Annotated in this window: 21 protein-coding genes; 8 read left to right on the forward strand and 13 right to left on the reverse strand. The window is 68.2% G+C overall.

Going from position 1 to position 26,315, the window contains the following annotated elements; all coding sequences use genetic code 11:
• Positions 1 to 145: 145 nt before the first annotated feature.
• Positions 146 to 3,091, reverse strand: a complete 2,946-nt coding sequence (gene glnE, locus QO259_RS13280) for a bifunctional [glutamate--ammonia ligase]-adenylyl-L-tyrosine phosphorylase/[glutamate--ammonia-ligase] adenylyltransferase (protein ID WP_285950311.1) — start codon at positions 3,089 to 3,091, stop codon at positions 146 to 148.
• Between the two features lie 271 nt (positions 3,092 to 3,362).
• Between glnE and katG the strand changes: the two genes are divergently transcribed.
• Both katG and QO259_RS13290 read left to right on the forward strand, forming a co-directional pair.
• Positions 3,363 to 5,549, forward strand: a complete 2,187-nt coding sequence (gene katG / locus QO259_RS13285; RefSeq protein ID WP_285950312.1) for a catalase/peroxidase HPI — start codon at positions 3,363 to 3,365, stop codon at positions 5,547 to 5,549.
• Positions 5,550 to 5,789: 240 nt separating this feature from the next.
• Positions 5,790 to 6,773: a GlxA family transcriptional regulator gene (locus tag QO259_RS13290; protein ID WP_285950313.1), complete on the forward strand. Its 984-nt coding sequence runs from the start codon at positions 5,790 to 5,792 to the stop codon at positions 6,771 to 6,773.
• Here the strand turns inward: QO259_RS13290 and QO259_RS13295 are convergent.
• On the reverse strand, positions 6,763 to 8,157 hold the full coding sequence (locus tag QO259_RS13295; RefSeq protein WP_285950314.1) for a carbohydrate porin: 1,395 nt from the start codon (positions 8,155 to 8,157) through the stop codon (positions 6,763 to 6,765). The two genes, QO259_RS13290 and QO259_RS13295, sit on opposite strands and share 11 nt — an antisense overlap.
• Before the next feature lie 213 nt (positions 8,158 to 8,370).
• Here QO259_RS13295 and QO259_RS13300 point away from each other — a divergent pair, with 213 nt between their 5' ends.
• Entirely contained in the window at positions 8,371 to 9,582 is a 1,212-nt protein-coding gene (locus tag QO259_RS13300) for an MFS transporter (protein ID WP_285950315.1), read from the forward strand.
• Here the strand turns inward: QO259_RS13300 and QO259_RS13305 are convergent.
• Both QO259_RS13305 and QO259_RS13310 read right to left on the reverse strand, forming a co-directional pair.
• Positions 9,577 to 11,049 carry a sodium:solute symporter family protein gene (locus QO259_RS13305; RefSeq protein WP_285950316.1) on the reverse strand — a complete coding sequence of 491 codons (1,473 nt, stop codon included), beginning with the start codon at positions 11,047 to 11,049 and terminating at the stop codon, positions 9,577 to 9,579. The genes QO259_RS13300 and QO259_RS13305 overlap by 6 nt on opposite strands.
• Before the next feature lie 2 nt (positions 11,050 to 11,051).
• Entirely contained in the window at positions 11,052 to 11,240 is a 189-nt protein-coding gene (locus QO259_RS13310; protein ID WP_035474170.1) for a hypothetical protein, read from the reverse strand.
• Positions 11,241 to 11,380: 140 nt separating this feature from the next.
• Between QO259_RS13310 and nadC the strand changes: the two genes are divergently transcribed.
• Together nadC and QO259_RS13320 are read left to right on the forward strand one after the other, a co-directional pair.
• Positions 11,381 to 12,265, forward strand: coding sequence for a carboxylating nicotinate-nucleotide diphosphorylase (gene nadC / locus QO259_RS13315; protein ID WP_285950317.1), 885 nt, complete (start codon positions 11,381 to 11,383; stop codon positions 12,263 to 12,265).
• Between the two features lie 62 nt (positions 12,266 to 12,327).
• A complete protein-coding gene (locus QO259_RS13320) occupies positions 12,328 to 13,485 on the forward strand; it encodes an SIR2 family protein (protein WP_035474172.1) in 1,158 nt (385 codons plus the stop codon).
• 54 nt (positions 13,486 to 13,539) lie between these two features.
• Here the strand turns inward: QO259_RS13320 and QO259_RS13325 are convergent, their stop codons facing one another.
• On the reverse strand, positions 13,540 to 14,016 hold the full coding sequence (locus QO259_RS13325) for a MarR family winged helix-turn-helix transcriptional regulator (protein ID WP_285950318.1): 477 nt from the start codon (positions 14,014 to 14,016) through the stop codon (positions 13,540 to 13,542).
• A 598-nt stretch (positions 14,017 to 14,614) separates the two neighbouring features.
• Between QO259_RS13325 and QO259_RS13330 the strand changes: the two genes are divergently transcribed.
• Both QO259_RS13330 and QO259_RS13335 read left to right on the forward strand, forming a co-directional pair.
• Complete coding sequence (locus QO259_RS13330) at positions 14,615 to 15,586, forward strand: XdhC family protein (protein ID WP_285950319.1); 972 nt, start codon at positions 14,615 to 14,617, stop codon at positions 15,584 to 15,586.
• Positions 15,576 to 16,172: a nucleotidyltransferase family protein gene (locus QO259_RS13335; protein ID WP_285950320.1), complete on the forward strand. Its 597-nt coding sequence runs from the start codon at positions 15,576 to 15,578 to the stop codon at positions 16,170 to 16,172. The genes QO259_RS13330 and QO259_RS13335 overlap by 11 nt, the downstream gene beginning before the upstream one ends.
• A 25-nt stretch (positions 16,173 to 16,197) precedes the next feature.
• On the opposite strand, the gene QO259_RS13340 is transcribed toward QO259_RS13335, so the two are convergent.
• The 8 genes from QO259_RS13340 to QO259_RS13375 form a co-directional block, all read right to left on the reverse strand.
• On the reverse strand, positions 16,198 to 16,575 hold the full coding sequence (locus QO259_RS13340; protein WP_035474178.1) for a diacylglycerol kinase: 378 nt from the start codon (positions 16,573 to 16,575) through the stop codon (positions 16,198 to 16,200).
• A 267-nt stretch (positions 16,576 to 16,842) separates the two neighbouring features.
• Entirely contained in the window at positions 16,843 to 18,021 is a 1,179-nt protein-coding gene (locus QO259_RS13345) for a M20 family metallopeptidase (RefSeq protein WP_285950321.1), read from the reverse strand.
• Entirely contained in the window at positions 18,018 to 19,442 is a 1,425-nt protein-coding gene (locus QO259_RS13350) for a M20 family metallopeptidase (RefSeq protein ID WP_285950322.1), read from the reverse strand. The genes QO259_RS13345 and QO259_RS13350 overlap by 4 nt, the downstream gene beginning before the upstream one ends.
• A 54-nt stretch (positions 19,443 to 19,496) precedes the next feature.
• Positions 19,497 to 20,537, reverse strand: coding sequence for an ABC transporter ATP-binding protein (locus tag QO259_RS13355; protein WP_285950323.1), 1,041 nt, complete (start codon positions 20,535 to 20,537; stop codon positions 19,497 to 19,499).
• Entirely contained in the window at positions 20,534 to 21,556 is a 1,023-nt protein-coding gene (locus QO259_RS13360; RefSeq protein WP_285950324.1) for an ABC transporter ATP-binding protein, read from the reverse strand. Before QO259_RS13360 ends, QO259_RS13355 begins: the two co-directional genes overlap by 4 nt.
• A complete protein-coding gene (locus tag QO259_RS13365; protein WP_285950325.1) occupies positions 21,556 to 22,503 on the reverse strand; it encodes an ABC transporter permease in 948 nt (315 codons plus the stop codon). The genes QO259_RS13360 and QO259_RS13365 overlap by 1 nt, the downstream gene beginning before the upstream one ends.
• 10 nt (positions 22,504 to 22,513) lie before the next feature.
• Positions 22,514 to 23,431, reverse strand: coding sequence for an ABC transporter permease (locus tag QO259_RS13370; protein WP_285950326.1), 918 nt, complete (start codon positions 23,429 to 23,431; stop codon positions 22,514 to 22,516).
• A 173-nt stretch (positions 23,432 to 23,604) separates the two neighbouring features.
• A complete protein-coding gene (locus QO259_RS13375; protein WP_285950327.1) occupies positions 23,605 to 25,125 on the reverse strand; it encodes an ABC transporter substrate-binding protein in 1,521 nt (506 codons plus the stop codon).
• 263 nt (positions 25,126 to 25,388) lie between these two features.
• On the opposite strand from QO259_RS13375, the gene QO259_RS13380 reads away from it, so the two are divergent.
• The gene (locus QO259_RS13380; protein WP_285950328.1) at positions 25,389 to 26,306 is read left to right on the forward strand and encodes a LysR family transcriptional regulator; all 918 of its coding nucleotides are present in this window, start codon (positions 25,389 to 25,391) and stop codon (positions 26,304 to 26,306) included.
• Positions 26,307 to 26,315 lie beyond the last annotated feature (9 nt).

Here is a 26,315-nt window from a genome sequence, read left to right on the forward strand (position 1 = left end):
GGGGTCGCTCCAGGGCGCAGGGCAGTAACAGGTATCATCAGTGTTTAATCATATCTTAATCAAACGCTGTTTTCCTTAAAGGTTGGCAAAAAAACTTAGCCTGCTATCGCCCTGCTCCACCAAGCGCCTCGCCCACGGCGCGGTATCACCCCTGCGCCGCGTCTTCCGTCTCGATCCATGCCGCCCATAGCGCCTGGACCCGGGCACGCTCGGCCTCGAAATCGGCCGCCGGCACGTCGCTGCCGGTCTTGGCCAGGGCGGCACGATGGCTGGCATCGCGGTAGGCCAGGTAGGCCGCCTGCAGCTCGCGCACGTCATCCTCGGGCAGGCGCTCGCTCTCTGCCAGCGCGTCCAGCAAGCGCATGTTGTCGGTGACCTCCAGCAGCGCCGGGGTGGCGCAGGCCCAGGCCAGCACCGCGTACTGGTTCAGAAACTCGATATCGACCAGCCCACCGGCATCCTGCTTGAGATTGAAAGTCTCCGTCTCGCCGGCCGCGCTGCCCAGATGCTGGCGCATCTTGGCGCGCATCTCGGCCACCGCCCGGCGCAGCTCGGCGGGCTCGCGCTCGCGCCCCAGCACCTCGCGGCGCACCGCCTCGAAGGAGGCCGCCAGCGCCGCGTCCCCGGCCACCGGCCGCGCCCGCACCAGCGCCTGGTGCTCCCAGGTCCAGGCCTCGCGTCGCTGATAGTCGGCGAAGGCGTCGAGCGAGGAGACCAGCAGCCCGGCATTGCCCGAGGGGCGCAGGCGCATGTCGACCTCGTAGAGCGTGCCACTGGGGGTGGTCGCCGTGAGCAGATGGATGATGCGCTGGCCGAGCCGAGTGAAGAAAACCACGTTGTCGATCGCCTTGGCGCCATCCGTGGCGCCCTGGGATGCGGCGTCGTAGAGAAATACCAGATCCAGGTCCGAGCCGTAGCCCAGCTCGATGCCGCCGAGCTTGCCGTAGCCGACGATCAGGAACTCGGCCTTGTCCGCGCCCTCCCGCGGGCGCGGCTCGCCGTAGCGCGCAGTGAGAGAGCGCCAGGCGCGCTGTAGCACGCTGTCGAGGATCACTTCGGCGATCGCAGTGAGATAGTCGCTGACCTTCATCAATACCCGCGCCCCGGCGATGTCCGAGGCGGCGACCCGCAGCACCTGTGTCTGCTTGAACACGCGCAGGGCGTCGAGCCAGCTCTCCTCGTCCTCTTCGGGGATCCGCGCCAGGGTCTGGCGCAGCTCGTCGGCCAGGCGTGTCTTGTCGGCGGGCGAGTAGAGCGTATCCGGCGTCAGTAGCTCGTCGAGCAGGATCGGATGGCGCGCCAACTGCTCGGCGATCCAGGGGCTGGCCGCGCACAGCCGGATCAGCCCCGGCAGCACCTGCGGGTTCTCGCGCAGCAGCGAGAGATAGGCGGTGCGCCGCAGTACCCCTTCGATCAGCGGCAGCACGCGCTCCAGAGCGGTGGTCGGCGTGGCGCTCTCGGCCACCGCCTCCAGCAGCAGCGGCATCACCGCTTCGAGGCGCTCGAAGCCGATCCGCTGCATCGCCTGCACCCCGCGCGAGTCGCGGAACGCCTTGAGCCGGCGCCAGGCATCGGGCAGCGTGAAACCCGCCGTCTCCAGCATCTGCTGGGCCTGGGACTCGTCCAGCTCGCGCCGCCAGAGCTGGCTCCAGCGCTCGAGCCGCGCCTGATCCGGCATCTCATCGTCGGCGTCCGACTCCTCCTGGGGGTCGGCCACCACTGCGTCGAAGTGGCCGCGCACCCGCTCGCGGCAGGCATCGAGCGAGGCCCTCAGCGCGGCCCAATCCGCCAGGCCCATGGCCATGGCCAGCGCCGCGCGCGCCTCGCTCTCTTCAGGCAGCTGCTGGGTCTGGCGGTCGTGGCGCGCCTGCAGCGCATGCTCCAGATCGCGCAGGAAGACATAGTCGTCATGCAGCTCGTCGACCACCGCCGGCGGCAGCAACTCGAGTTCGACCAGCCGTCTCAGTGCCAAGCGCAGCGAGGTCACCTGCAGCTCGGTATCGCGGCCGCCGCGGATCAGCTGGAACGCCTGCACCACGAACTCCACCTCGCGAATACCGCCGCGGCCCAGCTTGATGTTGTCGTCGCGCCCCAGCCGCTTCACCTCGCGGTGGATCATCGCCTTCATCTCGCGCAGCGACTCGATCGCCCCGAAATCGAGATACTTGCGATAGATGAACGGCGCCAGTGACGCCAGCAGCGCCTGCCCCGCCTCGCGGTCCCCGGCGACCGGACGCGCCTTGAGCATGGCGTAGCGCTCCCACTCACGCCCCTGATCCTGATAGTAGGCGGTGAGCGCGTTGAAGCTGCCGACCAGCGGCCCGCCGTCGCCCAGCGGGCGCAGGCGCATGTCGACGCGGAAGGCGAAACCGTCGGCGGTGATCACGTCGAGCGCGGCGATCAGCTTCTGCCCCAGCTTGGTGAAGTACTGCTGGTGATCGTAGGCGCGCTCACCGCCCTGGGTGGTGCCCTTCTCGGGAAAGGCGAAGATCAGATCGATATCCGATGAGAGGTTGAGCTCACCGGCGCCGAGCTTGCCCATACCCAGCACCACCAGGCGCTGCGGCGTGCCGTCGGCGCGCGCCTGCGGCGTTCCCCAGCGCCCCGCGTAGAAGGCTTCGAGCCACGCAAGCGCCCCTTCCAGGCAGGTTTCGGCCAGTTGCGAGACCGCCTGTGCGGTCTGCCACATCTCGGCCCCGGCGAGGTCGCGCCACACGATCGCCAGCATGTGCGTCTGTCTGAACCGGCGCAGCGCGGCGTGCAGCGCATTCTCGTCCGTCGCCGCCTCCAACTGTGTGGCGAGTGCCTGGGTCAGTGCCGCGGGTGATAGCGGCGCTTCCAGCTCGCCGCTCTGCTGCCACTCGACCAGGCGCTCGGGATGCGCGCAGAGCCCTTCGCGGAAGAACTCGGAGAGCAGACAGGTACGCACCAGCGTGCACCGCTGCCCCTCGTCGAGGCCCAGCCAGACCTCGCGAGACGCTTCGTCACCGCGGGCATACGCCGCCTCGAGTGCGCTCAGCACCTCGGCATGGGCGGCGCTCAGCGCCTCCGGGATCGGTAGAGCGGGGAACCAGTCGGCGGGCAGGGACATGAAAACACTCCGATGAAAAGCGGGCTCGCCCAGCATAACCGCAGCCGGCGCCCAGCCCAATCGGGGAGACGCCAGTCCATTTGCTATAGGCAAAGGTTATCGTCGTCGTTTCAGTATTTAATTTCTGTTATCGAATGGCGCATCGTAATCTCGATGCCAGCCCGAGCCGAGGTGCACTGCGCGCATCGCCACGCGGTCAAGGGGGCAGCGCCGGGGAAGATCCGGCCAGGGGCGTTACGCGACCGATGAGAACATAGAGGTGAGAGAGACGATGTCACAACAAGCCGAATCCAAGTGCCCGTTTTCCGGCCAGTCCGGCACCACCGTCAGCGACGGCGGCGGTACCGCCCAGGCAGCCGGTGGCGGCACCACCAACCGTGACTGGTGGCCGAATCAGCTGCGTGTCGACCTGCTCAACCAGCACTCCGAGCGCTCCAACCCGCTGGACGGCGATTTCGATTACCGCGACGCGTTCGCCAAACTCGACTACACCGCGCTCAAGGCCGATATCGAGAAGACCCTGACCGAATCCCAGGCCTGGTGGCCGGCGGACTGGGGCTCCTATATCGGCCTGTTCATCCGCATGGCGTGGCACAGCGCCGGCACCTATCGTCTGGTCGACGGTCGCGGCGGCGCCGGGCGTGGCCAGCAGCGCTTCGCCCCGCTCAACAGCTGGCCCGACAACGTCAGTCTCGACAAGGCGCGTCGTCTGCTGTGGCCGGTCAAGCGCAAGTATGGCCAGCACATCTCCTGGGCCGATCTCATCGTGCTCGCCGGTAACGTGGCGCTGGAGTCTTCCGGTTTCCGGACTTTCGGCTTCGCCGGCGGCCGCGAGGACGTATGGGAGCCCGACCTCGACGTCAACTGGGGCGACGAGAAGGCGTGGCTGACCCATCGCGATCCGGCGACCCTGGCCAACAACCCCCTCTCGGCCACCGAGATGGGACTGATCTACGTCAACCCCGAAGGCCCCAACGCCAGCGGCGACCCGATCTCGGCGGCGCCGGCGATCCGCGCCACCTTCGGCAACATGGCGATGGACGATGAAGAGATCGTGGCCCTGATCGCCGGCGGCCACACCCTGGGCAAGACCCACGGTGCCGGCCCCTCCGAAGCGATCGGCGCCGACCCGGAAGCCGCGCCGCTGGAGTCCCAGGGCTTCGGCTGGCACAACGCCCACGGTAGCGGCGTGGGTGCCGACGCCACCACCTCGGGGATCGAAGTGGTCTGGACCCAGACGCCGACGCGCTGGAGCCACTACTTCTTCGAGAACCTGTTCAACTACGAGTGGGAGCAGACCCGCAGCCCGGCCGGCGCGATCCAGTGGGAAGCCAAGGATGCCGAGGCGTCGATTCCGGATCCGTTCGACCCGGCCAAGAAGCGCAAGCCGACCATGCTCACCACCGACCTGACGCTGCGCTTCGACCCCGAGTTCGAGAAGATCTCGCGCCGCTTCCTCGAGGACCCGCAGGCGTTCGCCGACGCCTTCGCCCGCGCCTGGTTCAAGCTGACCCATCGCGACATGGGGCCCAAGGCGCGCTATCTCGGCCCCGAAGTGCCGCAGGAAGAGCTGGTCTGGCAGGACCCGCTGCCGGCGCCGAGCCACCAGCCGAGCGCCGCGGATATCGCCACGCTCAAGCAGCAGATCGCCGATGCCGGGCTGTCGGTGGCCGAACTGGTCGGCACCGCCTGGGCTTCGGCCTCGACCTTCCGCGGCGGTGACAAGCGCGGCGGCGCCAACGGTGCCCGTCTGGCCCTGGCCCCGCAGAAGGATTGGGCGGTCAACCGTATCGCCGCCGGCGCGCTGCCCAAGCTGCAGGCGATCCAGGCGGCCTCCGGCAAGGCTTCGCTGGCCGACGTGATCGTGCTGGCCGGCAATGTCGGCGTCGAGCAGGCGGCCAAGGCGGCCGGGGTCGAGCTCAGCCTGCCGTTCGCTCCGGGCCGGGTCGATGCCAGCCAGGATCAGACCGATATCCACGCCTTCAGCGTGATGGAGCCGCTGGCCGATGGCTTCCGCAACTACAAGCGCGGCAAGCTCAACGTGCCCACCGAGACGCTGCTGATCGATAAGGCCCAGCAGCTGACCTTGACCGCCCCGGAACTGACCGTACTGATCGGTGGCCTGCGCGTGCTCGGCACCAACCACGACGGTGCCGACCACGGCGTGTTCACCCAGCGCCCCGGTGTGCTCAGCAATGACTTCTTCGTCAATCTGCTCGACATGAGCACGGAGTGGAGCGCGGTGGATGCCGAAGCCGAGCTGTTCGAAGGTCGTTCACGCAGCGACGGGACGCTTCAGTACACCGCCACCCGCAACGACCTGATCTTCGGCTCGCACTCGGTGCTGCGCGCGCTGGCCGAGGTCTATGCCAGCGACGATGCCCAGGAGAAGTTCGTCCACGACTTCGCCGCCGCCTGGACCAAGGTGATGAACCTGGACCGCTTCGACCTCGCCTGAGCGCGACCGTAGCGTCTGCCCCGCTAGACAACGCCGCCGGAGCGCCTCCGGCGGCGTTTTTTTGTCTCTCAATCGGCCCAGGCGGTTACGCTTCGAGTCATCGCATTGGGGTCGGTGACAACAGCGAATGTCGCTTATCTTGAGTGTCACGTTCGTCGAGTGTCGCTTTCGGTGGGCCAGTCGTCCTTGCCGACCTCTCGGTGACGGCGGAGACTGGCCACTCACCGCCGGGAGCCGTCGATGACCCAGACGCTCGATCTGTTCGTCTACCCCGACTGCCAGCTACTGGATGCCAGCGGCCCATGGCAGGTCTTCGCCAGCGCCAACGAAGCCGCCGGCGAGCCCCGTTATCGGCTGCGCCTGCTCGCCACCGAGCCCGGGCCCGTGGTCACTAACGGAGGCATGACGCTGGTCGCGACCCACGCCCTCGACACCACGCCCGCCGGCGACACCCTGTTGATCGCCGGCGGCCACGGCGTGCATCGGTTGAGCCGCGCCACGCTGGACATGCTGGCCGCCCGCGCCGCGCGCACGCCAAGGGTCGGCTCGATCTGCACCGGCGCCTTCGCCCTGGCCCGGGCGGGCCTGCTCGACGGGCGCCAGGCCACCACCCACTGGCGCCACGCCGCACGTCTGGCTGCCGAGTTCCCGGCCATCCAGGTGCGCGCCGAGGCGCTCTATCTGTGCAGCGGCGGTATCTACACCAGTGCCGGCATCACCGCGGGGATCGACCTGGCCCTCGCCCTGGTCGCCGCCGATCAGGGCGAGGCGCTGGCCGGCCAGGTGGCGCGGGAGCTGGTGATGTTCCTGCACCGGCCCGGCGATCAGGCCCAGTTCAGCGAAGGCCTGCGCTGCCAGCTCGACAGCCAAGGGCGCCTGCGCCAGGTGGTCGATGCGGTGATCGGCGACCCGCTGGCCGCGTGGGATACCGAGACGCTGGCCGCGCGCATGGCGGTGACGCCGCGCCACTTCCAGCGCCTGTTCCGGCGCCAGCTAGGCATGACCCCGGGCGACTTCCTCACCCGCCTGCGGCTGGAGGAGGCGCGGCGGCTGCTGGCCGAGAGCGCGGCACCGCTGCCGCGTATCGCCGAACACTGCCGACTGGGCGGCAGCGAGCAGCTCAGGCGGCTGTTCCAGCGCCACTACGGGCTGCCGCCGAGCCTCTACCGCGCCCGCTTCGGTCCCAGCGAGCGCAGTACTTCTCATGCAGTGTCTAGAAGCTGACCTGAACCGTGGTCCCCAACACCCACGCATTGTCGACCGAATCCACTGCTGACGGGTTGGCCACGTACTGCAGGTTGGGGCGTAGCGTCAGATAAGGCGTCAGGTTGACGCTGTAGTAGAGCTCGGCGTCGTACTCGTGGCCCTGGCGCGGCAGCGGCGTGAGCGAGCCGGCGGGGGTCGCGTTGTAGTAGTCGATGTAGTCGTTGACGTCGTCATTGACGTGCAGATAGGCCAGCCCGATCCCGGCATCGTCCTGCGGGCGGGCGTCGAACGGCCCCTGGTAGGTCGCACCGATCGAGACATAGCGATCGATCCCCGCGGTATCGCCGTGGTTGGTGTTACCCATGCTGAAAAGCGTCAGACCGCGCTTGGCGTCGCCGCCACGGGTCGTCACCCGCTGCTGGATCACATAGTAGAGCCCGGTGTTGGTGTCACTGGTGCGCGTCGCGGGGCCGTCACCATAGGCGCGATTGTCGACGTCGTGGGTGTAGAAGCCGAGCTTGTAGGTACCGGCCATGCCACCAAGGGTCGGCGTGTAGCCCAGTTCGATGGGGTACATCGTGCCCTGGGTGCCGCTGTGGTGCAGGTCCAGGCCGTGGTCGTTGTCGAGGTTGCTGTCGTTGAGATTGAACACACCGGCCTGGAGGTACCAGTCGGCGGCGAGATTGGCACGGACCACCGCCGCCCACTGCGAGATCGGCCAGTTGTAGATGTCATTGCCCCAGTTGCCCGGCTGGGCGCCGCCGAAGGCCAGGTTCTGGAAATGGCTGTCGATGGTGGCGAAATCATCGCCGAAGGGGATACGCCCCAGCTTGATCGACAGCGCATCGTCGAAGAAGCGCTGGCGATACCAGAACTGGGTCAGGCGTGTGACCGGGCCGCGGCCCTGGACCTCCTGCACGCTGGAGCCGCCCACCGTGGCACCGGGGTCGCTCAGGCGGTCGTTGACGCTATGGCCATTGCGGTCGGTGAGGGTCACCTGAAACTCGGCATCGGGAATGCCCAGCAGGCGCTCGAGATCGAGATTGGCGCCCAGCGCGAACTGGTCGGCGTACTTGGTCACGTGGCTGTCACGGTAGCCACCATCGAGAATGGTCGCCGCCTCGCCGACATAGTCGAAGTCGAAGCTGACCCCGGCTGCTTCCAGCGCCGTGCGCTGGCCGCCCCAATCGCCGAACAGATGCGGCGAATCCGCGGCGAAGGCCGAATAGGCCTGGGCCGCCGGCGCGCCCGCCACCAGCGCCAGTGCCGCCAGCGGCAGCCGCCAGCGCCGCCCGCGAGCCGGCTGACGCTCTCCGGCGAGCGGTAATCTCAGCGCTGCGCCCTCTGCCTTGCCTGTGGTGCCATACGCTGCCTCGTCCATGCCTTGCCCAGTCTGGTCCATGATCCGCCCTGCCGTTGATTAGCGCGTTATCGATAAGCGCTTTATCATAGTCCGAGGAATAGGCAACGGAAATACCCTTGTCGTCTAATATTATCGTAGGAATGGCTACACCGACGGGAACCGAGCTCGCGGGTCGTTTTGGGTGGCATGGCGGTCATTGTCGACCCAACTCGGGCAGCGGACACTGACAGCCTGAACCTTCAGGAGCCGCCCATGCGCCCCCCCGCCCTCGCCAATCGATCTGCACGTCATCCACGCCTGCCGCCCACCGTGTGGGGGCTGACCCTGTGCCAGGCACTGCTGATCAGCGGCAACGTGCTGCTGATCGCCACCTCGCCGCTGATCGGGGCGCGTCTGGCGCCCAGCGCCAACTGGAGCACGCTACCGGTGGCGCTGCAGCTACTCGGGCTGACCGCCGCCACCCTGCCCGCCGGCTGGCTGACCGCACGCCTGGGGCGCAAGCGCACTTTCGTGCTGGGCAATCTGGTCGGGCTGGCGGGCATCGCCGCCTGTCTGCTGGCGCTGGTGCGGGCGCACTTCGGCCTGTTCAATCTGGGCACCTTCGCCATCGGCATGAGTATCGGCGTCGGCATGCTCTACCGTTTCGCGGCACTCGAGGCGGCCCCCGAGCCGCTGCGCGACAGCGCGCTGAGCCGGGTCATGGCAGGGGGCGTGGTGGCGGCGCTGGCCGGGCCCTGGCTGGCCGAGCACCTGCGGGATGCCCTGGCAACGCCCTTCCTGGGCAGCTTCATGGGTCTCGGGGGGCTCTATCTCGCGGCATTGGGGCTGCTGACGACGCTGCGCTTCGCGCCGGTGGCAATGCGGGCCACCCCGCTGCCGCCGCCACGCGCGCTGGGCCAGCTGCTGCGCCAGCCGCGGCTGCCGGCGGCGATCGCCTGCGCCGCCCTGGGCTATGCGGTGATGAACCTGGCGATGACCGCGACACCGCTGGCGATGAGCCACGCCGGGCACGATTTCGGTGCCGTCGCCGGGGTCATCCAGTGGCATATGCTGGCGATGTTCGCACCCTCCTTCATCACCGGACGCCTGACCCGGCGCCTGGGCCATGCGCGCATGATCGCCATCGGCGCGCTGTGCCTGCTGGCCAGCCTGCTGTGCGCCTGGCTGACGCCGGCGGTGTGGGCCTTCGCCCTCGGCCTGGGGCTGCTGGGCCTGGGCTGGAACTTCACCTTCCTGCCCGCCAGCGCCTGGCTCACCACCCTCTATCGGAGCGGTGAAGCGCCGCGGGCCCAGGCCATCAACGACTGCGCGGTGTTCGCCCTGACCAGCCTCTCGGCCCTGGCCGCCGGCCCGCTGAACGCCTGGCTCGGCTGGCAGCAGCTCAACCTCTGGCTGCTGCCGGCGGTGGCGCTGCTGCTGGTGATTGCCCTGCGTGCGGCGCGGGCGACCCGCCACGGCTCATGAGCGCGTGCCATTCGCCGCGGCCAGGAACGCCTCGGCGCGCTCGCTCGGTGCGCGGCCGCAAAGGCTCATCCCGACGAACAGCGCACTCGCCAGCGGCAGCGCCCAGATCCCCGGCGGCAGCCCCAGCGGCTTGGCCCCGCTGAGATAGAGCGCGATCACCGCCAGGCCGCCGACCAGGATACTCACCAGCGCCCCGGCAGCGGTACCGCGGCGCCAGTAGAAGGCACCGATGATCGCCGGCACGATCACCACCAGCCCGGTGGAAGCCGCCACCGACAGCACCGCGATCAGGCTCAGCTGCAGCTCGGCGAAGAGAAACGCCAGCACCGCGATGAGCGGCAGCACCCACTTGCCGACCCGCAGCTGGCGCGCCTCGCTGGCGCCCTCGGCGAGGTTGGCATAGACATCCCGCGAGAGCATCGAGGAGAGCGTCAGCATGATCGAGTCGATGGTCGACACCGCCGCCGCCAGAATGCCCACCATCACCACTACCCCGAGCAGCGGCGGCACATGGGTGGAAGCCAGCAGCGTCGGCGTGGCCAGATCCGACTGGCTCAGGTCAGGGAAGGCGACCAGCGCGGAGAAGCCCCACAGCACCGAGACCAGGGTGTAAATGAAGCCGAACACCAGAAAGCCGATCAGCATCTGACGCATCGACTTGAGCGAGGCAGGCATGAACAACCGCTGGCTCACCTGCGGGTTGGAGAGGCTGAAGAAGAACCACGGAATGGTCAGCCCGAGGAAGGTGGTCAGACTGAACAGCCCCGGACCCGGCACCGTCAGCGCCGCCGGATGCTCGGCCGCCAGAGTGTCGAACAGTGCCCCGAAGCCGCCCAGCGAGTGCACCACCAGCAGCGCCACCAGGGTGGAGGCGACGATCATGAACAGCGCCTGCAGCGAGTCGGTCCACATCACCGAACGAATGCCGGCGATGTAGGAGAAGAGTATCGCCAGCAGCGTCGCCACCACCACACCGGTGGTGAACGGGATCGCCCCGCCGCTGATGCCCGCCAGCAGATAGCCGACCCCGGCGAGCTGCACCGCGGCGTAGGGGATCAGGAACAGGCAGCTGGCCACCGCGGTGACCACGGCAACCCGGCGGTCGGCATAGCGATGGCCGAGCATCTCGCTGGGGGTGACATAGCCGAAGCGTTTGCCCACCGCCCAGAAGCGCGGGCCGAAGATCGCCACCAATGAGACCCCGGCGAAGTAGACGATCTCGAAGCCGAAGGCACCCACGCCGCCGGCGTAGGTCAGCCCCGCCAGCCCCACCATCATGAACGCGCTGTAGGTGGTGGCGCTGTAGCTGAGCGCCGAGACGAAGCCGTTCATGCGGCGATTGCCGAGGAAGTAGCCGCTCATGTCGACGCCGCTGCCGTTGGTGGCGGCGCTGCGCGACAGCCAGGCGATCGCCAGCCCCGCGATCAGATAGACCGCCACCGCCGTCCAGATCAGTTGCAGACTCATGCTCACGCCTCCGGGCCGTCACGAAAGTCGCGGGTCATCATCACGTTGCAGACGATCACCGCCACGCCCACCAGGGCCCAGAAGAGAAAGCTGCCGTACCACGCCCGCACCCCGCCGAGCGGCCCATAGGGCACCACGTAGCAGGCCAGCACCAGCCCCCAGACCACCCATTTCCAGCCCCGTGTACGCATCGCGCCCCCTCGTTGTCATTGGTTATGTCGCGTCAACCACGCGTGATATTACTCGGAAATCCCGGCCCCGAGTGCGCTACCCTTGGCGACAGCTTTCGATGTGCCGCCGATGTGCCGCACCTGCCCCAAGGAGACACCGCATGACCACGACGCGGGCCGCCCAGCCCCACGGCTGGCAACTCGACCCCCTGCGCCTGGAGACCCAGCTGCGCGCCTTTCTGGCTGAGGATATCGGCCATCTCGACCTGACCGCGACGCTGATGATCGACGCCGACGCCACGGGCCACTTCGTCATGCGTGCACGCGAACCGATGCGCCTGGCCGGGGTCACCGCCGCCGCCCGCGCCTTCACCTGCTACGACCCGCGCATCGCGGTCAGCCCGGCCGCGGCCGACGGCGAGGATGTCGAGACCGGCGCGCCGCTGATGCACGTGGCCGGCCCGGCCCGCAGCATTCTGACGGTGGAGCGTACCGCGCTCAATCTGATCCAGCACCTGGCCGGCATCGCCACCCTCACCGCGCGCTATGTCGAGCGTATCCACGGCACCGGCGCCCAGTTGGTCGACACGCGCAAGACCACCCCAGGCCTGCGCATGCTGGAGAAGCACGCGGTCGCCTGCGGTGGTGGCCGCAACCATCGCCTGGGGCTCGACAGCGGGGTGATGCTCAAGGACAACCATATCGCGGTGTGCGGCAGCATCGCCGCCGCGGTCGCCCGCGCCCGGGCACAGCTGCCGATCCTCACGCGCATCGAGGTGGAGTGCGACCGCCTCGACCAGGTCACCCAGGCGCTGGAAGCCGGGGCCGACGTGATCATGCTCGACAACATGCCGCCGGCCGAGATGCGCCGGGCGGTGAGCGAGGTCGCCGGGCGCGCGCTGCTCGAGGCCTCCGGCGGGGTACGCCTGGAAACCATCCGCGAGATCGCCGAAAGCGGTGTCGACTTCATCTCCGTGGGGCGGCTGACGCAGTCGGCGCCGGCGGTGGATATCGGCCTCGACGACGACAGCGCGCCAGCGGCGTGATCCGGCCGGCCCGGTGCAGCTCGCCCGGGTCGCCAAACCCGCAAGCCCGACAGGAGGGGTGAATGTCGAGTACCGGCATCAACAACGCCGACACCGTGGCGGCCTTCGGCCGACTGATGGACGAGCTGCTGGCGGACGCCAACGGCCCGCGCAAGCCGCCGGTGGTGACCTTCTGGTGCGGCGCCGGCTTCTCCAAGGCGTGGGACCGACGCTCGCCCACCGACGGCGAACTGTTCGCCATCGATCTCGACGATATCCGCGACTTCCCCAACCTGCAGCACGTGATGCACGTGATCGGCTGGGAGGACTATCGCCATCTCGACTTCGAGCGCTTCAAGAACCTGCGCTACGTGCTCGACATGCAGGTGCGCTACCCGGATATCCGCAACCGCTACTTCGATGACCAGAACCTGCGCCTGAGCATCCATGAGCTGCGCACCCTGGTGATGCGCCGCTTCACCGCCGCCTGTGATATCCACAACGTCGACGACACCACGCTGCGTTTCAGCGCCACCGAGATCAGCGCCGAACAGCGCGCGATCACCGACTTCTTCGCCGCGCTGGAGGATCGCGCCGACCGCGCCGGGCTGGGCGAGGCGTGGCCGCTCTATCACTTTCTCACCACCAACTACGACTTCACCATCGAGACCATTCTCGAACGCGTCTACCGCCAGCAGGCGCCGGTCTTCGGCCGGCTCTATCGCGGGGTCACGCCGCAGCGCATCTGCGGCGGCACCATCTGGGAGCACCTGCCGCGCACGGTCGACCGCAACGTGATCAAGATCAACGGCGGGTTCGAGATTCTGCCCACGCTGGAGGGGTTCGACTTCGAGTATCGCCGGCGCAGCGATGCCGAGATTCGTCAGGAGCCGCCGCTGCTGATCTTGCCCTCCCAGGTGCAGGACTACGACGAGCCCTACTTCCATCAGGTCTTCCCCAAGGCGGTGAGGCTACTGCGCGAGACCGACGTGCTGGTGGTGGTGGGCTACAGCATGCCGCAGGAGGATTCACTGGTGCGCTTCATCCTGCGCCAGTTGGCGGAGAGCCCGCACGACGCTCGTGGCAAGCATGTCTTCGTCATCGACACCAAGAACCACGCCACCATCAAGTCGCGGCTGGAAGAGATGTTCTTCTATCTGCCGCGTATCGGCTGGCCGCGCGAGCACTACTACAGCGGCCGCTTCGAGGATTTCTGCGCCCAGGTCAGCGGGGCCACTTGAGCCCCGCCGATTACCTGACGGTGGAGATGAGCGCCAGCCGGATGACGACCGGGTTCAGGCGTTGATCTTGGTCAACAGATGCAGCAGCGCCACGCGCTCGGCCGGGTTGAGGCTGCCCATGGTCTCCTCGGAGACCTTGAGCGCGCGCGGAGTCATCGCCGCCAGCAACTCGCGCCCGGCGTCGGTGAGCTCGACGATCACCTTGCGCTGATCGCGCGGGTCCGAGGTCAGCGTCACCCAGTCACGCGCCTTCAAACGCTTGATCACGCCGCGGATCGTCGCCGGATCGATCCCGGTCAAGCGCACCAGCTCGCTCAGCGCGCTGGGCCCACGTTCGGCGAGCTTGCTCAGGGTCACGAACTGGATCGGCGTCAACTGCTCGTCGCAGCTTTCGCGCTGGAAGATCGCGGTGTGGCGCTGGTAGGCCCGACGCAGCAGATGACCGACCTGCTCGCAGAAGTCGATCTGTTCCTGGGCGCCGTAGGCCTCGTCTGTGGTAATCCCTGTGGCTGCCGAATGGTAATGCAGCATGGCGTCTGGCTCCCCGATTCCCGGTCGTCGCGGCGGGCGCGTCTGGCCATCGTCGGTAGCGGCAGAACCGCCCACGTCCGCTCGGCTAGACCGCCGCCACGCTGGCACCCTTCCCTGGCGCTGGCTGCCACTCGGGCACCGGCATGCGTCGGCGCCTGGCCGCGACGCCAGGATGATTGTCGAATAAGTGTGCAACTCACCCGGAATAATAAAAGGTTTTTACCCCCATTTCTGTAAGCCATCGGCCTAGGCCGTGTAGGAAAAGTCGACGGGCACAGAGGGCAGCGTCGGGGTCATGTGCCTAGACTATTATGTAAGCTACACGCCCATTCGACGCACGCCGCCCCGCCCATCCCAGCGTTGAGCGGATGCCGCGCAGCGTCCTCAGGAAGCGGCGATCGCCTAGGTGCTGTCTGAAAAATCGACGAGCGAAGGCCAGGCAAGGCAAAAATCGGCGAAAACGCGGAGTTTACGGGGTGTAAATGAGCATTTTTGACCGGGCTGGCGCTCCAGCCGATTTTTAACGACGCATGGGCGAGCGCAGTACTTTTCATACGGTGCCTAGGTGACGCCAGCGCAGGAAAGGATTCCCAAGTTCATGCAACACCTCGATCTACAAGTGCTCGACACCGCGCTGCGCTGGGCCAACGCCGGCGAGACGGTGTGGCTGTGCAGCGTGCTGGCCACCTTTGGCTCGTCGCCGCGCGAGCCCGGCTCGCTGCTGGTGGCCCGAGCCGACGGCAGCCACGTCGGCTCGCTCTCCGGCGGCTGCGTCGAAGAGGATTTTCTCGCTAGGGTGGCCGCCGGCGAATTCAACGACCCGCTCGAAGTCGTGCGCTACGGCGAGGGCGCCGACGAGTCGCCCCAGGTGAGCCTGCCCTGCGGCGGGATTCTCGACGTACTGGTGGAGCGGCTGCCGGCGGATGCCGAGACCCTGACCCAACTGGAAGTGATGCACGCGACTCTGCTCGGCCAGCGCTCGCTGGTGCGGGTGATCGATCTGCCCAGCGGCCGGCGGCGCTTTACCACCGCCACCGAAAACGGCCCGCGGGTAGCGCGTGAGGGCGACGAGGTGCGTCTGCGTCTGGGCCCGGCGCTGCGCCTGATCATCGCCGGCATCTCGCCGGTGTCGCGCTTCTGCGCCGAGTTCGCCCAGGCGCTGGGGTTCGAGGTGATCGTGTGCGACCCACGTGAGGAGGCGCGGCGCGACTTTGCCGTCAGCGGGGTCGAGGTGCAGGCGGTGCTGCCCTCGCTGTTCATCGCCAGCGGCGCCTGCCACGCGGCCACCGCGGTGGTGGCGCTGACCCACGACCCGCGGATCGACGATCTGGCGATGATCGAGGCGGTGCGCACTCCGGCGTTCTACATCGGCGTCATGGGCTCGAAGCGCACCTCGCAAAAGCGCGCCGAGCGCCTGGCCCGCTCCGGCGGGCTGAGCGCCGACGACATCGCCCGGCTGCACATGCCGATCGGCCTCGATCTGGACAGCAAGACCCCGGCCGAGATCGCCCTCTCGGTGGTCGCCGACGTGCTGCGGATACGCCGGGGCAAGGCGCGCGATGCGCTCTGAACCCAGGCTGACGGGCGAGCTGGTCGGGCTGGTCATGGCGGCGGGAGTCGGTCGCCGCTTCGGCAGCGACAAGCGCCGCCAACCGCTGGCCGACGGCCGCACCCTGCTCGCGACTACCGTAGCGGCGGCCGCCGCGGCCTATCCGCGCCACTACGTGGTCCTGCGACCGGGTGAAGCCCCCGCCGCCCTAGGCCTGGCACCGGACACTCCGCTGCTCAGCGCCCCCGCGGCCGCCCACGGGCTGGGCGCGAGCCTGGGCGACGCCTTTCGTCAGTTGCTGGTGTGCGCGCCGGATGCCACCGCTGCGGCGGTGATCCTCGGCGACATGCCCTGGCTGAACGCGGCGAGCTGTGTGCGCCTCAACGCCCGGGCCAGCACCACGGCGATCGTCATACCCCATCATGCCGGGCAGCGCGGGCACCCGGTGATCTTCGGCCGCCGCTGGTGGCCGGAGCTGGCCCAGCTAAAGACCGGCGAAGGCGCCCGCGACGTGGTCACCCGGCACCGCCACGCGGTGGTCACACTCGAGCTAGACGATCCTGGCATCTGGCGCGACGTCGACCGGCCCCAGGACCTGCCAGGCTAGGCGGAGTCTGGCAGTACCGCGCGCCTCAGCCAGCGAACTTGTCCCACGCCAGCAGGCCCCAGGTGGTAGCGGCCATGCCCAGCGCCAACATCACCGCGGCGGAGCCGATATCCTTGGCGCGCCCGGAAAGCTCGTGGTGCTCCGGGCCGATACGGTCGACCACCGTCTCCACGGCGCTGTTGAGCAGCTCGACGATCAACACGAACACACAGCTACCCACCAGCACCAGCCACTCCACCGGGTTCTTGCCAATCCACCAGGCGAACGGCACCAGCACCGCACACAGCGCCAGTTCCTGACGGAAGGCGGTCTCGTTGCGGAAGGCAGCGACCAGCCCCTTGAGCGAGTAACCGGTGGAGTGAACCAGGTGGCGAAAGCCGGTCTTGCGCGAACTTGATTTCATCGGAACCTGTCGCGGTCGCCACGACGACCGCCCTCGATCGAGAACGAAGTGAGCGTCGACGAGCGAACCGGCACAGCGGGCTCGGCCGTCGAGAAAAGTATCGACGATGGTAGCAGAGGCGCCTGACGACGGCACCGCCAGCCACGGGCAAAACGCCACCCGTGGGTGGCGTCGGCGATGGCGAAGATTACTTGAATAGTGGACGGAAAGAGGGAGGCAAGAGAGCGGCAAGAGAGCGTGCGACTCAGTCGCCGCTAGCCTTGCCCCTCACTCGTCAGCGGCCAGATCGAGAATCGTCGCCGCCACGGCCTGGGCCCGGGGCACAAAGGTCTCCAGCCGGCAGTATTCCTCGTCGGTATGCATCTTGGCCCCGACCGGGCCGGTGCCGCACAGCGTGGGTACGCCCAGGCTGGCGGTGGTGCCGGCATCCGAACAGCCGCCGGTGAACTCGCCCTCGACGGCGAAGCCCAGCCGCGCCGCCTGGGCCTGGTAGCGGGCGAACAGCGCCGCGCTCATCGCAGGCTCCAGCGGCAGGAAGCCGGAGGTCTGGGTGAGCGTGGCGTGGGTGCCGGGAACCTCCTCTTCGGCGACGATCGTCGCGATCGCCTGGAACAGCGTTTCGCGCTGGGCGTTGTCGACGAAGCGGGTGTCGAGCTGCGCGCTCGCCGCCGGCGCCACGGTATTGCGCGACACGCCGCCCTCGATCACCCCGACGTTGGTGGTCACGCCGCTGGCGTAGTCGGTCAGCGCGTGCAGCTTGACGATCTTGCGCGCCAGCGCCTCGATCGCGCTGGCGCCATCGGCATGGCTCACCCCCGAGTGGGCGGCGCGCCCGCTGACCTCGATGCGAAAGGCGGCACCGCCCTTGCGCGCGGTCACCACGTTGCCGCTGACCCGCCCGGGTTCGGCGTTGAACACCGCCCGCGCCCCCTCGGCGGCGGCGCGGATGAACGCGGTGCCGTCCGGCGAGCCGATCTCCTCGTCAGCGGTGAACAGCGCGTGCACTGCGAATGGCAGCCCGCCGGCACGCTTGAGCGCCCGCAGCACGAACAGATTGAGCACCAGCCCCGCCTTCATGTCGGCGACCCCGGGGCCGAAGGCGAGATCGCCCTGGCGGGTGTAGCCGCGCTCGCTCACCGTGCCACGCGGAAAGACGGTATCGCGATGCCCCATCAGCAGCACGTGCCCGCCATTGCCGGCGCCGGCCGCCGGCAGGCGCGCCTGGAGAATGTCGCCGGACCTTTCACGCGGCGTGCGCTCGAACGCGATGCCATCGGCCTCACACCAGCCGGCGATGGCGTCGGCGACGGCATCGGTCCCGGCCTTGTCGTAGCTGTTGGAGTCGATGTTCACCAGCGTCTCCAGGCACGCCTCCATCGCCTCCTGCTGATCCGCCAGCCAGTCAAAGGCCTGCGCCAGGCGGGCCTCGTGGTCAGTCGCACTCATACGCCTCTCCTCATTGCCTGGCGTGCGGCATGCACGCTCGCGCCCTGTTCGCCCAGATCCCACCACAGCCCGGCCATGATGCCCAGCCCCTCGCGCAGGATGCTGGCCAGGGCGTGCTCGTCGGGGGCGTGCTGCGAACATGCCGGATAGGAGTGCGGCACCCACAGGGTGGGCAGCCCGAGCGTCTCGGCGAAGACATCGTTGGGCAGCGAGCCGCCCAGATTGGGCAGCAGCGTCGGGGTCTTGCCGCTGGAGGCGTGAATCGAGTCCAGCGCCCAGCCGACCCAGGGGTCGTCAGGATCGAGCCGAGTCGCGCGCATCTGCGATACCCGCGCCGTACTCACCTCGACATCGTCGAAGCCGTGGGCATCGAGATGCAGGCGCAGGTGGCGCAGGAAGTGCTCCTGATCGCTGCCCACCACGTAGCGCAGCTGGGCGTGGGCGTAGGCCTCGCCGGGAATGGCGTTGGCCGGCGCCTCGGGGTTGCCGGCCTTGAACGCCAGCAGCTCCAGGGTGTTCCAGGCGAACAGCCGCTCGGCGGGCGTCAGCCCCGGCTCGCCCCAGCCCTCGGCCAGCGCCGGGTCGCCCGGCGTGGTGCCGACTTCCAGCGTCGTCAGCGCCTGCTTCACCGCCGCGGGAATCGCCGGTGGGCGCAGCCCCGCCACCCGAATCCGGCCATCGGCATCGACCAGCGAGGCCCAGGCGTTGGCCAGGCGCGTGGCGGGATTGGAGAGTACGCCGCCCCAGTTGCCCGAGTGGTGGGCGCCTTCGCGTGCGCGCAGGCGCAGGTCGAAGTTGAACGACCCACGTGAGCCGAGGAACAGGGTCGGCGCATCCGCCGCCAGGCGCGGGCCGTCGGAGGCGATGAACAGGTCAGCGGCCAGACGCTCACGGTAGGCCGCGCAGACCGCCTTGAGCCCCGGGGAACCGGTCTCCTCGCCCATCTCCAGCACCAGCTTGACGGTGTAACCCAGGCGCCCGCCGCGGGCTTCGATGACCGCCGCCAGTGCGGCCAGGTTGATGCTGTGCTGGCCCTTGTTGTCGGCAGTGCCGCGGCCGTACCAGCGCTCCCCCTCCACCGTCAGCTGCCAGGGCGAGAGCCCCTCGCGCCACTGGTCATCGTAGCCGCGGACCACGTCACCGTGGCCATAGCTGAGCACGCAGAGGGCCGCCTCGGCTTCACGACGCTCGGCCAGCAGCAGCGGGCCGTAGCCCGGCTCCGGGTTGGCGACGATCTCCCAGGTGAACCCGAGCCGCTCGAGCTCGGGAATGATGCACTCGCGCAGATAGCGCTCCAGCTCGGTCTCGCCTTCACCGCTCTGGCTATCGCTGCGCACCGCGACCCGAGCCGCCAGCTGGCGGCGAAACTCGCCCTCGTCGAATCCCTTATAGACGCTGGCGAGCGCTTGTTGACGTGACATGCAGTGTCCTCGAATAGACTGAAAAATCACCCCTAACGTCCTGATGTGCCCTGCTCAGGCCGAGGCGAAGTGACAGGCGGCGCGGCTGACACCGATGGTTTCCGCCGTGAGCACCGGGCGGCTCTCGCGACACCGCGCCTGAGCCTTGGGGCAGCGCGGGTGGAAGGCGCAGCCGCTGGGCGGGTTGCTGGGGTCGGGCATGACGTCGCCCAGGCCGATGTCCGGCACCCCCAGCCCCGGCTCCGGCGTCAGCGCCGAGGCCAAAAGCGCCTGGGTGTAGGGGTGGCGTGGGGCGGCGAATATCTGCTCGCGGCTGCCCTCCTCGACGATCCGCCCCAGATACATCACCGCGACCCGGTCGACCAGATGCTCGACCACCGCCAGGTCATGGCTGATGAACAGATAGGTCAGCCCGAACTCTTGCTTGAGATCGAGCAGCAGATTGAGAATCTGCGCCTGCACCGAGACATCCAGCGCCGAAGTGGGCTCGTCGCAGATCACGATGTCCGGGCGCATGATCAGCGCCCGGGCGATCGCCACGCGCTGGCGCTGGCCGCCGGAGAGCTGGCCCGGAAACTGCGTCGCGGCGCGCTGGGGCAGGCCCACCAGATCGAGCGTCTCGGCGACCCGCCGGGCCCGCTCGCGCGGGGTGCCGATGCCGTGCACGCGCAGCGGCAGCTCGACGATCGCCGCCACCCGCTTGCGCGGATTGAGCGACGAATACGGGTCCTGGAAGATCGGCTGAATATGCCGCGCCAGCGCCTTCTGCCCGGCGTCCCCCAGCGGGCGGCCGTCGACGCGCACCTCGCCGGCGCTGGGCGTTGCCAGCCCCAGCAGCATCTTGGCCAGGGTGCTCTTGCCGCAGCCGGACTCGCCGACCAGCCCCATCACCTGGCCGCGCGGAATCGCCAGCGAGACCTCGCTCACCGCCTGCAGCGCACGGCCGCGCTTGAACAGCCCGCCACCCAGGGTGTAGCGCTTGGAGAGTGCGCACAGCTCGAGCGCCGGCATGGTATCGATGTCGCTGTCTGTTTCGGTGCCTGTATGGGCGCCAGCCTGATCGGCCAGTGCGCCGGGGGACGATAGCGCGTTCATGGGCTCAGCTCCGGTTGGACGACGCGCGTGGCCGCGCGGTGTTCCGCGTAATGGCAGCGCGCCTGATGGGCGCCGACGAGCTGGCGCAGCTCGGGCGTGCGCTCGCAGCGCGCGGCATCGACCTGCCCCTCGCGCACCAGCGGGCAGCGGTTGCGGAAAGCGCAGCCTTCGACCTCGCCGACCAGGCTCGGCACCACCCCGGGAATCGCCTGCAGGCGGCTTCCGGGCGGGGTCTTGCCGGGGGCCGGAATACAGCTCAAGAGCCCGCGGGTGTAGGGGTGGCTGGGGTTGGCGTAGAGCGCCTGGGTGGGCGCGGTCTCGATCACCTCACCGGCGTACATCACCGCCACACGATCGGCGATCCGCGCCACCACGCCGAGATCGTGGGTGATGAAGATCACCGCGGTGCCCAGCTCCTGCTGCAGCTCGCGCAGCAGGCGCAGGATCTGCGCCTGGATGGTCACGTCCAGCGCCGTGGTGGGCTCGTCGGCGATGATCAGATCGGGGTCGCACATCAGCGCCATGGCGATCATCACGCGCTGGCGCAGACCGCCGGAGAGCTGGTGCGGGTACTGCGCCAGACGCTCGGCGGCGGCGCTGATGCCGACCCGTTCGAGCAGTTCGATGGCGCGCTCGCGGGCCTGGCGGCGGTTGCCCAGGCGGTGGCGCAGGAACGCCTCGCAGAGCTGATTGCCCAGCGTGTAAGCCGGGTTGAGCGCGGTCATCGGCTCCTGGAAGATCATCGCCATGCGGCGGCCACGCAGCTGGCCGCGTCGCCGCTCGGAGAGCGCCGTCAGCGACTCGCCGTCAAAATCTAGACGCCCGGCGCTGAGCCGGGCGCGCCGCGGCAGCAGCCCCATCAGCGCCAGCGAGGTCATCGACTTGCCGCAGCCGGACTCCCCCACCAGGCACAGCATCTCGCCGCGCTCGACGCTCAAGTCGATACCGCGTACGGCGTGCAGAGTGCCGGCTTCCACCGGCAGATCGACCCGCAGGTCCTGGACATCGAGTAGTGGCATCAGTGGCGCCCTCCCGGTGCGTTGAGATCGCGCAATCCGTCACCCAGCAGATTGATCGCCAGCACCAGCACGAACAGCGCCACGCCGGGAATCGCAATCACCCACGGCTGAAAGAACATGTAGGCCTTGCCCTCGGCGACCATCAGCCCCCAGGAAGGCAGCGGCGGCTGTACGCCCATGCCCAGAAACGACAGCGTCGCTTCGAGCAGGATGGCGTGGGCCATCTCCAGGGTGATCACCACGATCAGCGCCCCGGCGATGTTGGGCAGCACCTCGCGCAGCAGGATGTAGGGCAGCGAACAGCCCAGGGTGCGCGCGGCATAGACGTACTCGGCATCGCGCAGTTGCTGGGTCACCGAGCGCGAGACCACCGCGAAGCGGTCCCACAGCAGCAGCCCCAGCAGCACGATCACCGTGGTCAGCGAACCGCCGGTGAGCGAGGCCAGGGCTAGCGCTACCAGCACTACCGGCATCGCCAGGCGGGTGGTGATGATGTAGCTGATGAAGGCATCGACGCGGCCGCCGAAATAGCCGGCGAGCACGCCCAGGGTGGTGCCGATCACGCCCGAGATCAGCGCCGCCACCAGCCCGATGACGAGCGAGATGCGGGTGCCGTAGATCAGCCGGCTGAGATAGTCGCGCCCAAGCTTGTCGGTACCCAGCACGTGATCCCAGTTGCCCTTGTCGTGCCAGACCGGCGGCACCATGCGGTTGGAGATGTCCTGGAAATAGGGGTCGTGGGGGGCCAGCAGCGGGGCGAACAGCGCGATCAGCACCGCTAGCCCGACACACACCAGGCCGATCGCCAGGCCGCGGTGGCCGAACACCTTGCGCGTCACCCGCGACCAGGCCGGGGGCGGCAGCGGTACTTCGCTCAGCGCACGGGCACGGCCGCCGGCGGCGGGTGCCCGCGAGGAGCGCGTCGGGGTCGAAGTCGAAACGGTCATGGCGGGCTCCTCAGCGGGTGCGGATGCGCGGATCGAGCGCCGCATTGGCGACATCCGCCAGCAGCGTCAGCACGATGTAGAACAGCGCGATGATCAGCACCACCGCCTGCACCACCGGGTAGTCATTGCGCGAGATGGCGTCCCAGGCGAGCTGGCCCAGCCCGCCGAGGGAGAACACCGACTCGATCACCACCGAGCCGCCGAGCATGAAGCCGAGCTCCACCGCGGCCAGTGCCACCACCGGGATGATGGCGTTGCGCAGGGCGTGCTTGAAGATCACCGCGATGGTGGAGAGCCCCTTGGCCCGGGCGGTGCGGATATAGTCCGACTCCAGCACCTCGAGCATGCCGGTGCGGGTCAGGCGCATCATCGCCGGGGTGGCGTAGTAGCCGAGTGCGATCGCCGGCAGAATGAAGTGCTCGAGCCCGCCGCTGCCCGCCGCCGGCAGCCACTTGAGGGTGACCGCGAAGACCACGATCAGGGTCAGGCCGAACCAGAAGCTGGGCATCGCCTGCCCCACCACCGCGAACAGCAGCGCCAGGCGGTCGACCCAGCTATCGCGCTTGAGCGCGGCGACCACCCCGAGCGGGATCGAGATGCACACCGCCAGCCCCAGCGCCAGGCCGCCCAGGGTCAGGGTGATCGGCATGCGCTCGACGATCAGCTCGACCACCGTGCTCTGGTAGTAGTAGGAGCGCCCGAAATCGAACTGCAGCGCCCCGCCCAGCCAGTCGAGATACTGGCTCACGATGGGGCGATCGAGCCCGTACTCGGTACGGATCTGCGCGACCTGTTCGGCGGTCGCCTCGGGCCCGGCGATAGACGTCGCCAGATCCCCCGATAGATGCAGCAGCATGAAGCTGACCACCGAGATGGTCAGTGCCACGCCCAGCGCCACCAACAGGCGGCGCACGATGAATGTGCCCATAAGCTGAACGCCTCTCCCCGTCTCTCCTGACGCCTGTCGACGCTCGCGCCGACGCTTGCGTCAACCTGCTCTCGTCACCCTTCTCTCATCACACTTCATCTCGTCACCCGATGCGTCGCGACGGCTCTCGAACGCCCCGGCGCTGACCGGGGCGCGGCCTCACGACAGCCGAGTCACTTCCAGCTCGCCTCGGTGAAGCGCGGCAGCTCGTCCGGGTAGGGGGTGAAGTTCAGATCCGAGGTGTAGGCGTAGTAGGTCGAGTAGGAGAACAGCGGCGCCCAGTAGGCTTGCTGGGAGATCCGCGCCAGCGCCTGGCGGTAGTTCTCGCGGCGCACCTCGGGGTCCGTCGAGGTGTCGGCGGTCTCGAGCCAGGACTCGACCTGCGGGTCCTGCCACAGATCGTCGGCACCGCCGCCGAAGTAGACGCTGGTGAAGGCCGAGGCGTCGTTGACCGAGTAGGAGCCCCAGGTCTTGAACGACATGTCGGTCTTGCCGCTGCGCTGCTGATCGAGCAGCGCCGCCGAGGTCATGAAGCGCAGATTGGCGCGAATACCCACGTTGCGCAGGTCGCCGATCATCGCCTCGGCGTAGTCGCGCTCGCGGTAGGCGTAGAGATCGATCTCGAAGCCGTCCGGGTAGCCGGCTTCCGCCAGCAGCGCGCGCGCCTTATCCGGGTCGTAGGCGTACTGGACCACGTCCTGGGTCTCGCAGCCGAACTGGGCCGGGAAGCACGGCGCGTAGAGCGGCCGGCTGCCTCCGCGCACCAGATTGTCGGCCATCCCCTGGCGGTTGATGGCGTAGTTGATCGCCTGGCGCACCTCGAGCTTGCTCAGCGGCGAGGCCTCGCGGTTGGCGGCATCGAAGGAAATGTAGCCGACCCGCATGGTCTCGCCGCTGGCCACGGTGATACCCGGCATGCCCTGCATCTGCTCGGCCTGATCCGCCGGCACACGCCAGATCCAGTCGACCTGCCCGGTCATCAGCTGGGCCACGCGGGAGTCCTGATCGGGAATTACCTTGAACTCGATGTTGCCGATCTTCGGCTGGCCCAGCGGGCTGTCGGCGAAGTAGTCCGGGTTGCGCGTGAGCTTGACCCCCTCCCCCGGTTTCACCTCGGTGATGCGATAGGGGCCGGTGCCGATCGGATGCCGGCTGAATTCGGCCAGGCCGACCTTCTGGAAGTACTGATCGGGATAGACCGGTGTCGGTCCGGAGAGATACTCCAGCGCCGCCGGGAACGGCTGCTTGAGATGGAAGCGCACCTGGAAGTCACCCAGCTTCTCGACGCTCTCGATCCAGTCGACGTTCTGGCGCGTGACCACCTTGGAGTCGGGCGAGACCGCGTAGTTGAAGGTGAACACCACGTCGTCGGCATCGAACGGCTCCCCGTTCTGGAAGGTCACCCCCTGGCGCAGGGTCATGTCCAGCGTGGTGGGGTCGACCCAGTGCCACTCGGTGGCCAGCTGCGGCTGATACTGATTGGTCTGCGGATTGCGGTAGATCAGGGTATCCCAGGCCAGATGCGAGAGGATCACCCCTTCGCGCACGTTGTTGTGGTAGGGGCTGACGTTCTCCGGCTCGGTATCGGAAGCGTAGACCAGGGTGTCGTCGGCCTTGCCGGCCAGGGCGGGCAGCGAGAGGCAGCACAGGGTGGTGCCGACCAGCACGCGATGGGGCACGGTGGTGGAGCGCATATCGACCTCGTCTTGTTGTTACTGTCGTCGTTGATGCTGTCGTCTGTTTATTGGCTGTCGCTTGTTGGCTGTCGTTTTTAGCTGTCGCCTTGAATGCCTTGATGGGTGCCGTCGGGTGATGAGTCAGAAGCGCCGGCGAGCAATCTCGCTCGAGATGGCGCTTGAAAATCAAGCTATCGAAGGGAAAAACATGCCGCAAGTATCATGTTTCGATGGCATCCTTGCCGTATCGGCAAACCTTAATAAAAACAGGGCAACACACTATGGCCAGCTCCCATCGCGCGTTGCAGGAGACCGCCCTGCGCTACTTCCTGGCGGTGATCAGGTGGGGGTCCATCAGTGAGGCATCGACCCATCTCAACGTCGCCGCCTCCGCGATCAGCCGTCAGATCACACGGCTCGAGACCGAGCTCGACACCCAACTGTTCGAGCGCCGCGCCCGCGGCATGATCCCCAGCGCGGCGGGTGAGCTGCTGGCACTGCATGCACGGCGCCAGCAGCTGGAGAGCGAGCGCGTGGTGGGCGAGATCCAGGGCTTGCGGGGGCTACAGCGCGGCACCGTGCGGCTGGCCAGTTCGGAGGGATTCGCGGTCGATTTTCTACCCAAGGCGATCGCCGAGTTCCGCCACGCCTACGCCGGCATTCTGTTCCGGCTCAACGTGGCCTCACCCGCCGAGGTGACGCGCCAGGTGCGCGAGGGCGAGGTGGATATCGGGCTCACTTTCAGCCTGGCGCCGCAGCCCGACGTGCGCGTCGAGCATCGCCAGCGCTCGCCGATCCTGGCGCTGATGTCCCCCGACCATCCGCTGGCCGGCCGGCAACAGCTCAAGCTGGCCCAGTTGCAGCCCCACGCCATGCTGCTGCCGCCGCCGGAGACCACTCTGCGCCAGCTGTTCGATATCTGCTGTGGCCAGCAGAATCTGATCTTCGCCTCGGTGTTCACCAGCAACTACATCGAGTCGATGCTCAACTGCGCCATCTTCGGTGGCGGCATCGCGCTCGCCGGAGAGCTCTCCATCCGCCAGCGGCTTGCTCAGCAGCGGCTGGTGGCAATCCCTATCGTCGACGCCGGCATGGACGCTCGCCACATCGAAGTGCAGACCTTGACCAACCGCACCCTGCCGGCGGCCACGGCGGCCTTCGTGGCGCACCTCAAGCAGGCGATGGCCGCCCCGGCTTGAGGCGGCGCA

It is taken from the genome of Salinicola sp. JS01 (assembly GCF_030284585.1).
Lineage (GTDB): Bacteria > Pseudomonadota > Gammaproteobacteria > Pseudomonadales > Halomonadaceae > Salinicola.